The organism is Nonomuraea sp. NPDC049028 (genome assembly GCF_043197735.1).
Classification (GTDB): domain Bacteria; phylum Actinomycetota; class Actinomycetes; order Streptosporangiales; family Streptosporangiaceae; genus Nonomuraea.
Map to the genome: position 1 here is coordinate 83,369 of NZ_JBICTR010000014.1, position 13,915 is coordinate 97,283.

Sequence of the window (13,915 nt, forward strand, 5' to 3'; positions counted from 1 at the left end):
GGCTTACCGCGTTGTGAGAGCTTTTCGCGGATTTTAGGAGGAGCGGTCCGAGTAGATTGTGCCTGTGACGTCCTCAGACTTGTATCCCGTGTCCCGGCTGGCCGCCGTCCAGGAGGCCACCGCGAAGTCCGGCCTCGACGCCCTTTTGCTCACCCCTGGCCCCGACCTGCGCTACGTGAGCGGCTACGACGCCAAGCCGCTCGAACGGCTGACCTGCCTGGTGGTTCCCGCCGCCGGCGAGCCCTACATGATGGTGCCCCGGCTCGAACTGCCGGCCGCGCAGGCCTCGCCCGCCTCGCGGCTCGGCCTGGACTTCGTGGCGTGGGACGAGACCGACGACCCCTACCGCATCGCCGCCGCGCGGCTCGGCGGGGTGGCCAAGGTGGGGCTGGCCGACCGGATGTGGGCGATGGCGTCGCTGCGCTTCCGCGAGGTCATGCCGGAGGCCGAGCAGGTGCTGGCCGGGAGCGTGCTGCGCGAGCTGCGGATGCGCAAGTCCCCGGCCGAGGTGGCGGCGCTGCGCGAGGCGGGGGAGGCGATCGACTCGGTGCACCGGCGGGTGCCGGAGTTCCTGCGGGCCGGGCGCACCGAGCGTGAGGTCGGCCGGGACATCGCCGAGGCGATCCTGGCCGCCGGGCACGAGACGGTCGACTTCGTCATCGTCGCCTCGGGCCCCAACGGCGCCAGCCCGCACCACGAGGTGTCGGACCGGGTCATCCAGGCGGGCGAGCCGGTCGTGGTCGACATCGGCGGGCAGTTCCACAGCGGCTACTGCTCCGACTCCACCCGTACGTACTCCGTCGGCGCCCCGCCGGCCGACTTCGCCGAGTACTACGAGGTGCTGCGCCGCGCCCAGGACGCCGCCTGCGCCGCCGTACGTCCGGGCGTACCGTGCGAGTCGATCGACGCGGCGGCCCGCGACCTGATCGCCGAGGCGGGCTACGGCGACTACTTCATCCACCGCACCGGGCACGGGATCGGCGTGGAGACGCACGAGGAGCCGTACATCGTGTCCGGCAACGCCGAGCCGATGGAGCCGGGCTTCGCCTTCTCCGTCGAGCCGGGCATCTACCTGCCCGACCGGCATGGGGCGCGCATCGAGGACATCGTGGTGTGCACCGAGACCGGGGGCGAGCGGCTGAACGTCACCTCCCGGGAACTGGTGATCGTCTGACGGTCCCGTGACGCCTGCTCACCGGCCCCGTGGGCGGGCCGGTGAGCGGCGAGCGGGGCGCGCTCTTCAGGCGATGGTGAAGAATTCCAGCAGTTCCGGGGCGAGAGACTCAGGCGCCACGTTGTGGGTCTGGCCCTCCAGGATTCTGTGGACCGTACGGGGCACGGTTTCGGCGACCGCTCTTCCCGCCTCGGCCATCCACCGAGGGCTGTCCCCACCCGTCAGTACGAGCACGGGTTGCGCGATCGAGGCGAGGGCCTCGGCGGGCAGGGCGTTCCCCGGCCCCAGGACGGCGGCCTCGTACGCCAAGGTGTGGGCGATCTCCTCCAGCTGCGGCCAGGAGGGCTGGACACGCATCGCGGCCACCGCCTCGACGGGGACCTCGGCGGCCGCGACCATGAACAGTTCGATCGCCTCCGCGCGCCGGCCCCGCTTGACCAGGTCTTCCAGCCGAGCCGCGAAGTCGTACGGCAGACTGGGTGCGCTGTCGTCGACGTGGTACGGCGGCTCCCACACGGCGAGTTTCGCGATGGCCAGCCGCGGAGCGGCGGCCAGCGCCAGGGCGGCGCCCGAGGAGCCGCCGAACACCATGGCCGACCCGCCCGCCGCCTCGATGAGGGCGGCCAGGTCCTCGATCTCACGCTCGACGGCATAGGGGTGGGTGTCGCCGCTTTCGCCACGTCCGCGACGGTCGTAGTCGAACACGGTGAACCATGACCCCAGCGCCTCGGCCACACCGCGCAGGGTGGGGTGAGTCCGGTCGGTGAACGCGCCGTGGACCAGGATGACGGCCGGCCCGGTCCCGGACCGGCCGAACGCGATCGGCGTGCCGTCGGCCGAGGTGACCTCGCCGGTCACGGGATGGCTCATGGCAGGGCCCCTCAGCCCTCAGGGGTCGCCAGGCACAGAGCGGCCCAGTGGTGACCGTCGAGGTCGGCGAAGCCCCGCTGGTAGCGGCCCGCGACGTTCAGCGGCTCACCGACGGCGGTCGCACCCGCCGCCAGCGCCTTGTCGACCAGCTCGTCGACCTGCGCGGGGTTGTCGAGGCCCAGAACCATGATCACCTGTGTGCTCTTGGTCGGGTCGGCGACCTCCGTCCTGGCGTAGGAGGCGAACGTCGGCTCCGTCAGGAGCATGACCTGGGTCTGCTCACTGATCACCACGGACGCCATGTCATCGGTCGCCCCGAAGAAGGGGAAACCGAGCTCGCCGAAGAACGTCTTCGACCGGTCCAAGTCCTTGACCGGCAGGTTGACGAACAGAGTGGTGGACATCGCTGGGTCCTTTCCTCAGCACCGCGTCTTGCGAACAACTTCAGTCTGCTGATCAGGAGCCCGTGTCGCTTGGACCCTGGCGCCGTCCGATTGGCTTTCCGTGCCAGGGCTCTCAGCCGGCCTGTATGAGGCATGCGCGGCGATACTCGGCGGGCGGCAGCCCGTACGCGTGCCGAAACAAACGGCTGAAGTGGGCCGAGTCAGGCAGCCCCCATCTGGCCGCGATCACGCTCACCGAGGTGTCCCGGAGGGCGACGTCGGCCAGGTCCTTGCGGGACCGCTCAAGCCGCCGATGTCTGATCCAGGCGGCCACCGTGGTGTCCTGCGTCTCGAACAGCCGGTGCAACTGCCGCACGGACACATGGTGCGCGGCCGCGATGGTGGCGGGGTCGAGGCCGGGCTCGCCCAGGTGCTGTTCGATGAAGGTGTGGACGCGCAGCAGCAGCGTTCGTGATCGCGACTCCACCGTCAGCGTGTCGCTCTGCTCGGCGCGTTCGGCGACGGCCGTGGTGACCAAGTCCGTCACCACGGTGGACAGCCGCGCCGCGCTGGCCGGTTGATAGGTCTCCAGATCCAGCGCCACCCTGCGCAGCAGCGGTGCGGCGAGGGCACCTGTTCCGCCGTCCGTGGCGATCGGAACGGCCGTGAGCTTCGCGATGGAATCGACGGGCAGAGCCAGCATCTCCCGGGAAAAACTGAACACCGCCAGATGCACCGCCGAGTCATAGGCCAGCTCGTACGGCCGCGCGAAGTCGTAGATCGCGAACTCGCCGCGCCGAAGCTGCGCCTCCCGGCCGTCCTGCGCCAGAAGCGGCCGGCCCGACATGGCCAGCACCACTCGATAGAGCTCGGGGCTGTCGCGGCGGATCATGCCAGGCGTCCGGTGAACGCTGTGCGGCGTCGAGGTCTGGACGACGCCGACACCCACCGAACCGAGTTGCCCCGCGTCGATCGCGCCCCGCAGCGGCACGTCCGGATCCATCCGCATGTCGAGGGGACCGAGCGTGTCACAGATGATGCTCCGCCACTCGTCGTATCTGCGCGCGGCGGGCACGTCACGGGTACGAATCAGGACAGCCATCCCCACCGCCCTCTCCGTCGGCCAAACCCCGCCAATGCTAATGATGCCTTTCAGCGGCGGACAACGCTGACTGCTGCGCGCATCGGGCGGCTGGAAAGCGGTTACCGCCACTTCGCTGCAGGTTTGCGATGAAAAGAGGTGTATCAGAAGCCTCCGCGCGTGCTCTGGGAAGTCGAGGGGCAACGGAGGGAGAGGGGATGTTCGTCGGGAGAGCAACGGAGCTCGCCCTGGTGCGCGGGGAATTGCGCGCCGCGGGCAAGGGCGCCGTGCGGCGGATGGTCATAGAGGGGCCCGAGGGCATCGGGAAGACGGCGCTGCTCCGCCAGGCGCTCGGTGGAGAGGCGAATGTGCGGGTGCTGGCGGCGAGCGGGGACGAGGCCGAGCGGCACCTGCGGTACGGGATCGTCCGCCAGCTCGCCGACCAGCCGTGGTCCGTCCTGGACGGCACCGGGCCGGCGAGCACAGGACCGACAGCGACCGGACCAAGGGGGGCCGGATCGAGGGGGTCCGGGCTGGGGAGGGCCGGACTGCGGGAGGCTGGACTGCGGGGGATCGGGCTACCGGGGACCGGGCTGAGGAGCGCCAGGCTGAGGCGGAGCGGCTTGGCGGGTGCGGCGACCAGGAGTGCGGCGACCAGGGGCGCGGCGGCGCGGGACCTGTGGTCCGTGGGGGAGGCGCTGTGCGAGCTGGTCGGGCGTCTGCAGGCCGACGGGCCCGTCGTCGTGTTCGTGGACGACGCCCAGTGGGCCGACAGGGCGTCGCTGCGGGCGCTCGGCTACCTGCTGCGCCGCCTGCGCACCGGCCGCGTCCTCGTGGTGGTCAGCTGCCGTGGCACCGCCGCCGCGTGGCTGCCGGAGGGGCTGCGGCGGCTGCTGACCGGCGACGGCGGGCTCCGTCTCGTCCTCGACGGCCTGTCCGCCGCCGACCTGGCCGGGCTTACGCCGGACCCGCTGACCGAGCGCACCGCCCGGCGGCTGTGTGAGCACACCTCGGGCAACCCGCTGTACGCCCGCGAGCTGCTCGCCACCGTCGCGCCGACGACGCTGGCCGACCCGGGTGCCCGGCTGCCCGCTCCCGACGCCTACGCCCGGCCCTTCACTCGCCGCCTGCGCGCGTGCGGTGCGGAGACGCGCGCGCTCGTCGCCGCCTGCACCGTGCTCGGCGAGCCCCATCCCCTGCATGTGGTCGCCTCCGTGGCCGGGATCGTCGGCGAGCCGCTGGCCGCGCTTGAAGAGGCGGTCGACGCCGGGCTGCTCGACGAGCGCCCCGGACGCTTCGTCGCCTTCCCCGACCCGCTCGCCCAGGCCACTGTCTACGGCTCGCTCGGCGCGGGCACCCGCGCACGGCTGCACCTGGCCGCCGCCCGGCTCGTCGAGCACACCGGTACGGCCCTGCGTCATCGCGCCGCCGCGGCCGGTGGACCGGACGAGCAGCTTGCCGAGGAGCTGGCCAGGTACGCCGCCAAGGAGGCCCAGCACGGCCTCTGGCTCGACGCCGCCACCCATCTGGAGCTGGCCGCCGGGCTCTGCGAGTCCACGGCCCGGCGCGACGAGCTGCGTACCGCGGCGCTGAGGCACCTGCTGCTGGGCGGCGACGCCGTCCGCGCGGCCGAGCTGGCCGCGGTCCCCAACGCCGATCCGCGGCCCGCGCGCCGCTACATCCTGGGACGGCTCGCGCTGGCCGCCGGCCGGCTCGACGAGGCCGCCGACCTGCTCGCCGCCGCGTGGCGGAACCGCTCACCCCGCTTGGCCGCCGACACGGCCGAGCAGCTCGCCTGGCTGCACCTGGTCAGGGGGAATCGCGCCGCCGCGGCGACCTGGGCCCGCCTGGCGGCCGAGCAGCCGATCCAGAGCACGACCGGCCGGCCGTACGACGTGCTGGCCCTGAGCACGACCGGCCGGCCGCACGAGGTGCTGGCCCCGAGCGCGACCGGCCAGCTGTTCGACGTGCCGACCCTGAGTGCGACCGGCCGGCCGCACGATGTACCGGTGCCGAGCACGGGTGCCCTCGGTGGCGGACCTGCGGCAGAGGGCATCCAGGCGGCCGTCGGGTTTCTGCGGGAGGGCGAGGCGGGCGCGGCAGCCGACGTGCTGGTCAGGGCCGTCGTGGCGCGGGATGAGGCGGGGCTGCCGCACCACCGCCTGATCGGCGGCGCGCTGCTGGCCGTGGCCGAGCACTGCGAGGGGCGCTGGGCGGACGCGGTGACCAGGGCGGAGCGGGCGCTGGCCGAGGCGGAGGGGCTCGGCCAGCGCTGGCTGCTGCCCACCCTGCACGTCGTCTGCGTCGCCCCGCTGGCCGCGCTCGGTGAGCACGAACGGGCCCTCGCCCACGCCACCGCAGCCAGGGCCATCGCGCGCTGCCAGCGCAACGTGATGGGCGAGACCCAGGCGGACCTGGCGCTGGGTTTGCTCGGTGCCGGTGCTGGTGCTGGTGCCGCGCCGGCGGGCGCCGACGACCCGTTCGTCCCCGACCACCGGCCGCAGCTCATCGAGACCCTGGTCGCGGAGGGACGCCTGGACGAGGCCGAGGCCGAGCTCGCCACCCTGCCCGGCGACGGCGCGCGGGCGCGGGCGCGGCGGGCTCGGCTCTCCGGGCTGCTCTTGGCGGCCAGGAACGTTCCAGCGGAGGCCGAGGAGAGCTTCACCGCCGCCCTGAGCTTGCTGGAGGGCGCCGGCTGCCTGCTGGAGGAGGCCCGCGTCCTGCTGGACCTGGGCCGGTTAATGCGGCGTACCGGAAGACGCAGGGCGGCCGCCGCCCGGCTGCGGGCCGCCGAGGCCGTCTTCACCCGGCTGGGGGCCCGCCCACTCGTGGCCGGCTGCGCGCAGGAGCTGGAGGCGTGCGGCCTGGAACAGCAGGGCACCGTACGGCTGGGACTGACGCCTCAGGAGTACAGCACGGCCAGGCTCGTCTCCGACGGCCTGACCAACCGGCAGATCGCCCGGGAGCTGCTGATCAGCGTCAAGACCGTCGAGTATCACCTGGGCAAGATCTACACCAAGCTCGGCATCGGCTCCCGGGTCGCGCTCGCCGCCAAGCTGGCCGCGCTGGAGGAGAGCGCCTGACGCCCCCCGCTGAGGAGACCACGACGCCTGAGGCCACGACGCCTGAGGGGAACACGACGCCTGAGAAGGCCACGACGCCTGAGAAGGCCACGACGCCGCGCCGGAGGAGGGGACCGGCGCGGCGTCGTACATCTGGTTATATGCGCGTCCATGAGGTGACGATCGGCGCGCCTCCATCGGGGGTGACGCGGAGGCGGAGCGGGCCACGGACCAGACCGTCGGCGGTGAAGCGGCCCAGCTCGTCGGAGCGTACGAGAAGCACCTCGTCGGGCCGCTGGAGGCCGATCTCCGCGGGCCCCTCCGGCGACAGCCGCCCCACCAGGCGGGCCGCGGAGACCTCCAGCTCCACCGCCACGCCGCCCGCCTCGAACGTGAGCAGCCGCGGCTGCCCCGCCCCCCTGACGACCCTGGCCGAGGGCTCCTCGTCCCAGGAGTCGAAGGTGAGCGCGGCCAGCTCGGCGTCGAGCGTCCGCAGCGTGAACGCCTGCATGGCGTCCTCGAGCAATGCGGGCGGGACAGGGTCGAGCACCTCGGCGATCTCCCGAAGCTCGTCTTCCAGCTTGCCTTCCGGATCGCCTTCCAGGTCGGCTTCCAGCTGGTCTTCCAGGTCGAAGCTCTCATCGTTCATTCAGCTCACCTGCGTATTCCGGTCACTCCGCGCTCCGCCACCAGCGTGCGGAGTCGCTGGAGGCAGCGGGCCCTGATCGGGCCGATGCTGCCCACCGCGATGCCCAATCCTGACGCGATCTCCTGATAGGTGGGGCGCGGAGAGGCGATCAGCAGCCGCAGCAGGCGGCGGCAGCGATCCGGCATCTCCTCGAAGGCGGCCCACACCACCAGCGCGCGCTCGGCCTCGGCGACGGCCTCCTCCGCCTCCAGCATCAGGCGCTCGGGGGAGCGCTCGTCGATGTCCGCCCCCAGCAGCCCCATGTCGCTGATGGGCGTGGCCCGCCCGCTCGCACGGATCACCCGCAGCGCCTCGTGCCTGGCCGTACTGGCCAGCCAGGCCCCCACCTTGTCCGGGTCCCTGAGCCGGGTCAGGTTCTCCGCCAGCCGGAACCACGTCGTCTGGCAGACGTCCTGCGCGTCGGACGCGTTGACGAGATAGGCGCGCGCCACCGCCCACACCAGGCCGCTGAGGCGCTGGTAGAGCTCCTTCCAGGCACCGGAGTCCCCTTCCGCGGCTGCTCTGACGAGGGCTGCGGTCTCGTCCACGGCGGTCCTTCCCTGTCCTGGAACATCCTGGAGCATGATATTTCGTGAGACGCTCCAGAACAGGGAGTGGTTGAGTCATCGCAGAAAACCACTGAGATCGGGTATCGCCAGCTGTCCCGCGATGAGCTGCCCGGCCGCCTGCCGAGACGTCACCCCGGCTTCCGACATGCGCGCCGCGATGAGTCCGGCGATGAACGGCGTGGCGAACGACGTGCCGCTCCACTGCGCGATCCCGCTGAACTTGACCACGTCCCCCTCCGCCAGCGGCGCGACGCAGGTACAGCCCGGATACAGCGGGACGACCGGGTGGAAGCGGCAGGTGGTGTTGTGCGGGTAGTCGTACTCGTAGTCGCCCGAGGTATAGGCGTTGATCAGGCGCTCACCCGGCGCGTACACCGTCACCCAGTCGCCGTAGTTGCTGAAGCACGCCCGGCCGAGCCCGTCCTCGCGCAGCGCGCCCACCGAAAGGATCGCGTCGCCGGTGGTGTTCACCGCCTCCGCGGCGAACGCGGCCGGCCAGAAGGGGACGGTGTCGCCGTCGTTGCCGGCCGCGGCCACCAGCAGCGTCTCGGGGTGCGTGGCCAGCTCGTCGATGAAGTCGGCCAGGCCGAGCAGCGCCTGGGCGTCGTTCGTCCTGGTGCCCGCCGACAGTGACAGCACGTCGGGCCAGCCGTGGGTGTCGAGCGTCTGCAGCAGGAGCAGGCCCAGCTGGTCCTCCTCGACCGCGCCGCCGTACGGGAAGCCGTTGAGGACGCGTACGTCCGTACTGGGCGCCACGCAGCGCAGCACGCCCGCGATGAACGTGCCATGGCCGACGTACGGCTTGATGAAACCGTCGGCGTCCACCTCTTCGGCCAGGGTGGTGACGTCGCCGTCGACCATCGGGATGTTCGGCTGGCCGGAGCTCTGCGCCAGCCACTGGTGGTCGAGGTAGTCGTGCACCAGCCCGGTGTCGATCACCGTGACGTGCGCGTTCTCACCCCTGTCGCGGCCCGCGATCGGCGGCTTGAGCGGTTCGCCGCTGGGCACCGGCTCGTCGCCCGGGCACAGGTTGACGCCCGAGACCGTGACGAAGTGGACCAGCGTGCCGGGGATCTTGGCCTGCCTGAGCACGGCCAGGGCGCGGAAGACGTCCCGTGATCCGATGGACAGCCGGCGTACCGTGACCCGCCCCGCGTCCCGGTCCGGCGGCCAGACCACGCGGACCGGCTCCGCCGACGGGAGACTCGCCTGAATGCCCTGGATGGCACGTTCCACGTCAGGCGCGCGTACCAGGACGTGCTCGGCGAGATAGGCGAACTCCGGCAGGACGTCGGAGTCCGGGGTCGCGCCCTGCGGCCCGGCCACCGCCACCCTGCCCGACGGCAGCGCGTCGTTGAGGATCTCGAGCTGTTCCCAGAAACGCATGTCGCGTCCGTTGCGTGGTGTGCTCATCTTTCAGGACCTCCTCGATGGGTGACTGCGGGCCTGCCATGTATGAGCGGCGCACCCCCTTCCTGATACACGTGCCGCGTGGACGCCCGGATGACCCGCATCTACCATCGACTCCGTGTCTGGGGAAACGGCGAGGGATTCCCGGATTCCGGATGATCCGCACGATGTGCTGGCCATGGTGTTCGCGCGTCCGCGACAGGCCATGACGGCCGCCACCGCCATGCTCGCCGACGGCCGCGGGCCGTACGAGAGCTCGATAGCGCGTCAGGCGATCGGCATCCTGCGCCGCGAGTTCGGCGACCTCGACGCGGCGATCCGCGAGCTGCGGCAGGCGGTACGGCTGGCACGGCGCTCCGGCTCGGCCGACCGCGAGGCCGACGTGCTGGCCACGCTCGGCATCGCGCTCCTCCAGCACGGCCGCACCAGGCCCGGCCTGTCCGCCCTCGACACGGCCGCCGCCCTCTCTTTAGGCACCACCCGGGCGCGGGTACTGTTCCGGCGGGCCGGCGCCCGCTGGATCCTCGGCCGGCACGGCGAGGCGCTCGACGACCTCGAGATCGCCGCTCCGGCGCTGCTCGGCGCGGGCGACACCGTGTGGGCGGCCCGCGCGCTGACCCTGCGCGGGCACGTCCGGCTCGCGCGCGGCTCGGTCACCCTGGCGGAGGAGGACTTCCGGGTCGCGCAGCGGATGTTCGCCACCACCAGCCAGGAACACGACTCGGTCGTCGCCGTCCAGAACCGCGGCGTCGTCGCCTTCCGCGCGGGTGACCTGCCGCTCGCGCTGGACCTCCTCGACGAGGCCGACCGTGGCTTCCAGGCGCTCGGCACACCCATGTTCGACCTGGCCGCCGACCGGTGCGCGGTGCTGCTGGCGGCCGGGCTCGCGCGCGACGCCCTGGCGCAGGCCGACGGGGCCCTGCGGCACCTGGCCCGGCTGCGCGGGCAGGCGACCATGCGGGCCGAACTGCTGCTCCTCGCCGCCAGGGCGGCGCTGCTGTCCGGCGATCCGGGTACCGCCCGCGCGCGGGCGGGGGAGGCGCGCACCCTGTTCGCGGGGCAGCGGCGCGCCTGGTGGGCAGCGCATGCCCGGCTCATCCTGGTCCAGGCGGCCCTCGCGGAAGACACGGCCTTGGCCGGGGGCGTGATGCCTTCTGGTTCTGTGGTTGGGCGGGCGGTGTCTTCCGGTCCTGTGGTCGGGCGGGAGGCCGGAAGTGCGGTGTCTTCCGAGTCTGTGGTCGGGCAGGCGGTCGGGGGTGCGGCGCCCGCCAGGCCGCTGGCGGAGGCCAGGCGGGTGGCGGAGAGGAGGCGGTTGGCGGAGGCGCGGCGGCTGGCCGTCAAGCTGGCGGAGCTCGGGTCGCCTGAGGTGTGGCAGGCGCACCTGCTCGCGGGCCGTGCGGCGCTGGCGCTCGGCAGACGGCGGGCGGCCGATCAGCACCTGGCGCAGGCGGCGCGGGCCCGCCACCGCGGCTCCGCGACGGCCAGGGCGGGCGGCTGGCTGGCCGAGGCGCTGCGTGCGGAGGCGGCCGACCGGCCCCGGCGGTTGCTGCATGCCTGCCGGGCCGGGCTGGCGCTGATCGAGGAACACCGCCTCGCGTTCGGTTCGCCGGAGCTGCGGGCCCTGGCGACCGCCCACGGGGCCGAGCTGGTCACGCTCGCCCAGCGGCACTGGCTGCGCGCGGGGCGGCCCCGGAGGTTGCTCGACTGGACCGAACGATGGCGGGCGACCTCGCTGGCCGTGCCCCCCGTACGGCCGCCGGACGACCACTGGCTGCTCGCCCAGCTCGCCGCGCTGCGCGAGACCGACCATCTGCTCGGCCGGGCACGGTCCGAGGGCGCCTCGTCGGCGGCCACGCTGGAACGCGACCGGGACCGGCTGGAGGCACGGGTACGCGCCGCGACCCTGCGCGTGCGCGGCGTCGACGGTCGCGCTGACGGCCGCGCCGATGGTTGCGTCGACGGTTGCGATGACGGCCGCGAGGATGATCGCGGCGACGGGTCGGCCCCCGGCGGTGGGCGGCTCCTGACGGCGGTCGGCGGAGGAGAGCTCCTGGCGGCGATCGGTGGCGGCCGGTTGGTCGAGCTCGTGATCGTCGACGGTGTGTTGCACGCGCTGCTGTGCGGCGATGGGCGGGTACGCCGGTTCACGGTGGGATCGGCCGCGTCGGCCGTCACGGAGATCGAGTTCGCCCGCTCGAGACTGCGGCGGCTCGCGTACCAGAGCCGCGCCGACCCACGCGAACTCGCCCGCCTCGGAGCCCGACTGGAACGCGCCCTTCTGGGCCCTGTAGCGGGCCGCCTGAGCGACGGACGCTCGAGCGGCGAACGATCAGCCCTCGGGCGGCCGGATGGCCGGTCGTCAGTTCTCGGGCGGCAAGACGGCGCACGGTCAGTCCTCGGGCGGTCTGATAGCGAATGGTCAGTCCTGGAGCGGTCGGATGGCCAGTCGCCGGTCTTGGGGCCGTCAAATGGCGGACGGTCAGTCCTGGGGCGGTCGGATGGCCGGTCGCCAGACCTTGGGCGGTCCGGCGGTGGGTCGGCCCCTGCCGGGTCGCGAGCCTGTGAGCCGCTAATCGTGGTGCCGCCCGCGACGTTGCACGGGGCGCCGTGGGGGTTGCTGCCCGCGCTCCGGCGCCGGGCCTTCAGCGTGGCGCCGTCGGCGGCGGCCTGGTTGCGCGCCAGGTCGGTCGTCCCGCCCGCTGACGGGGGCGTGGTGCTCGTACGCGGCCCCGGCGTGGCGAACGCCGACGGCGAGGTACGCTCCATCGCCGCGCTGTACGCCGAAGCCGCAGAGCCAGCCGCTGGTCCGGCCCCAGGCCTCGCCATCGGACCTGCCACAGGCCCTGCCAGCGGGTCCGCCGCTGGTCCGGCCACCGGATCCGCCACCGGACCGACCACCGGCCCCGCCACCAGGTCTGTCACTGCGTCCTCCATCGGGTCCTCCACTGGGTCCGCCGGGCCGGTCACTGTGCTGGCCGATGGTTCGGCGACGGCTCAGGGGGTGCTGGGGGCCATCGACGGGTGTCATCTCGCGCATCTGGCGGCGCACGGGACGTTCCGGGCCGACAGCCCCTCCTTCTCCTCGCTGCTGCTGGACGACGGCCCCCTCACCGTGTACGACCTCGAACGGCTCCGCCGCGCCCCCTACCGGCTCGTGCTGTCGAGCTGCGACTCCGGGCAGGTGGCCGCGGTCGGGGCCGACGAGGTGCTCGGGCCGGCCACCGCGCTGCTCCACCTCGGTACGGCCGGCATCGTCGCGAGTGTCGTCCCGGTGAACGACGCGGCCGCCGTGCCCGTCATGGTGGCTCTGCACGACGGGCTACGGCGCGGGCTCGGCCTGGCGGAGGCGCTCAGTGAGGCCCGCGGCGACGACGTCTCGTTCATCGCGATCGGGGCGGGTTAAGGCGCGGGTTGAGGGGGCGGGTTGAGGCGCGGACTGAGGGGGCGGGTTGAGGAGGCTGAGGAGCAGGCCCACAAGTGGCGGAAAGGATGGCTGACAGAGCGGCCCGAACGGTGGATGCTGAACACGGTGGATGACGTGGGGGTGACAGTGCGGCGTGACTGTGGGGGTGCTGCGGCCGTGTCCTTACCTTGATCAAATGTGGATGATCATGTGAAAATTCGCCAGTAGCGGCAGAAATGCCGGTTTGGGGGGTCGTCGCCCATGATCCGCATGCCGATCGAGCGGCTCTAGGATGCCGGACGACGAGTTGAAAGAAGCGTACGAGCTGGGCTCGGCGTGCGCGCTCGCCGCGGAGTGCGGCCGGGATCTACGTCGTTGCGCCCAGATGTACGGCGGGCTGTTCCCACGGGCGGTCTTCGACTCCGACTTCTACACCGCGCTGGCGCTGACCGGCGCCTTCAGCGCCCCCTGGGCCACGTCCGAAGCGCTCAAGATCGTCAACCGGACGTCGCTCTGGGTGTCGGCCGTCGACCGCCTGGTGGACCACACGACGACGACGCGTTCTCAGGTGGAGGCGCTGATTCGCGACTGTCTGGACGTGGCCGACGGCGCGGCGCCGCGGGCCGCGGTCACCCGCTTCCTGGCCGACCTGCGCGACGAGCTGGCGACGGTCAAGGACTTCGAGGACCTCCACCCGCTCTGGCGCGACCAGCTGGCCGGCATGTTCGACGCGATGGCCAGGGCGTGGGTGTGGCGTGACACCCGGGCCGTCCCCACCTTGGCCCGTTACCTGGACAACGCCGACAGCCGGGGGTCCTGCTTCGTGGATCTGTCGCACTGGATCTACGCGGGCGACGAGTGGGACAGGCGCCATCTGGAGGAGCTGCGGGCCGTCAGCGCGCACGTGCAGCGCTATCTGCACCTGCTGGGCGACCTCGCCTCCTACCGCAGGGACGTCAGCTGGGGCGGCCTGAACGTGCTGATGCTCGGCGTCAGCCACGCCGAGGTCACGAACGCGATGGGGAAGCTGGCGCGCGAGGCGCTGGAACTGCTCAAGCCGGTACGCGAACGCAGTCCGCGCACGGCCGCCTACCTGCGGCGACAGATCGGGTTCAACGCCGGTTTGTACGGTATTTCCGGCTAGGCCCTCTGAAGCCGTTACGGTCTCGCAACCTCCCATGACAGGGGCCTTTACCCTTGGATGAACGGGATGCGAATAACTGGTCTAGATACGACAAACCGTGACATATTGATTCCCGAGGATGATTGTGGCTT

The 13,915-nt window shown here is 72.4% G+C and carries 10 protein-coding genes; 4 read left to right on the forward strand and 6 right to left on the reverse strand.

Annotated elements, in window-relative coordinates:
* Positions 1-64: 64 nt before the first annotated feature.
* Positions 65-1,174, forward strand: coding sequence for a M24 family metallopeptidase (locus tag ACGFJ2_RS45910; RefSeq protein ID WP_393479403.1), 1,110 nt, complete (start codon positions 65-67; stop codon positions 1,172-1,174).
* 66 nt (positions 1,175-1,240) lie between these two features.
* Here the strand turns inward: ACGFJ2_RS45910 and ACGFJ2_RS45915 are convergent, their stop codons facing one another.
* The 3 genes from ACGFJ2_RS45915 to ACGFJ2_RS45925 form a co-directional block, all read right to left on the reverse strand.
* Positions 1,241-2,044 carry an alpha/beta fold hydrolase gene (locus ACGFJ2_RS45915; protein ID WP_393479405.1) on the reverse strand — a complete coding sequence of 268 codons (804 nt, stop codon included), beginning with the start codon at positions 2,042-2,044 and terminating at the stop codon, positions 1,241-1,243.
* A gap of 11 nt (positions 2,045-2,055) precedes the next feature.
* Positions 2,056-2,448, reverse strand: a complete 393-nt coding sequence (locus tag ACGFJ2_RS45920) for a VOC family protein (RefSeq protein WP_393479408.1) — start codon at positions 2,446-2,448, stop codon at positions 2,056-2,058.
* 112 nt (positions 2,449-2,560) lie between these two features.
* The gene (locus ACGFJ2_RS45925) at positions 2,561-3,529 is read right to left on the reverse strand and encodes a helix-turn-helix domain-containing protein (protein ID WP_393479411.1); all 969 of its coding nucleotides are present in this window, start codon (positions 3,527-3,529) and stop codon (positions 2,561-2,563) included.
* 197 nt (positions 3,530-3,726) lie between these two features.
* On the opposite strand from ACGFJ2_RS45925, the gene ACGFJ2_RS45930 reads away from it, so the two are divergent.
* Positions 3,727-6,591, forward strand: coding sequence for an AAA family ATPase (locus ACGFJ2_RS45930; protein ID WP_393479413.1), 2,865 nt, complete (start codon positions 3,727-3,729; stop codon positions 6,589-6,591).
* A gap of 136 nt (positions 6,592-6,727) precedes the next feature.
* Here the strand turns inward: ACGFJ2_RS45930 and ACGFJ2_RS45935 are convergent, their stop codons facing one another.
* The 3 genes from ACGFJ2_RS45935 to ACGFJ2_RS45945 all read right to left on the reverse strand — a co-directional run bounded on the left by ACGFJ2_RS45935 (position 6,728) and on the right by ACGFJ2_RS45945 (position 9,240).
* Positions 6,728-7,219 (reverse strand): hypothetical protein, encoded by a 492-nt coding sequence (locus ACGFJ2_RS45935; protein WP_357951761.1) that lies wholly within the window; start codon positions 7,217-7,219, stop codon positions 6,728-6,730.
* Between the two features lie 5 nt (positions 7,220-7,224).
* Positions 7,225-7,806 carry a sigma-70 family RNA polymerase sigma factor gene (locus ACGFJ2_RS45940; protein WP_357951763.1) on the reverse strand — a complete coding sequence of 194 codons (582 nt, stop codon included), beginning with the start codon at positions 7,804-7,806 and terminating at the stop codon, positions 7,225-7,227.
* Between the two features lie 75 nt (positions 7,807-7,881).
* Positions 7,882-9,240, reverse strand: a complete 1,359-nt coding sequence (locus ACGFJ2_RS45945; RefSeq protein ID WP_393479417.1) for a S8 family serine peptidase — start codon at positions 9,238-9,240, stop codon at positions 7,882-7,884.
* Between the two features lie 115 nt (positions 9,241-9,355).
* Between ACGFJ2_RS45945 and ACGFJ2_RS45950 the strand changes: the two genes are divergently transcribed.
* Both ACGFJ2_RS45950 and ACGFJ2_RS45955 read left to right on the forward strand, forming a co-directional pair.
* Positions 9,356-12,640: a CHAT domain-containing protein gene (locus ACGFJ2_RS45950; protein WP_393479420.1), complete on the forward strand. Its 3,285-nt coding sequence runs from the start codon at positions 9,356-9,358 to the stop codon at positions 12,638-12,640.
* Positions 12,641-12,947: 307 nt separating this feature from the next.
* Positions 12,948-13,784, forward strand: coding sequence for a terpene synthase family protein (locus ACGFJ2_RS45955; RefSeq protein WP_358186043.1), 837 nt, complete (start codon positions 12,948-12,950; stop codon positions 13,782-13,784).
* Positions 13,785-13,915 lie beyond the last annotated feature (131 nt).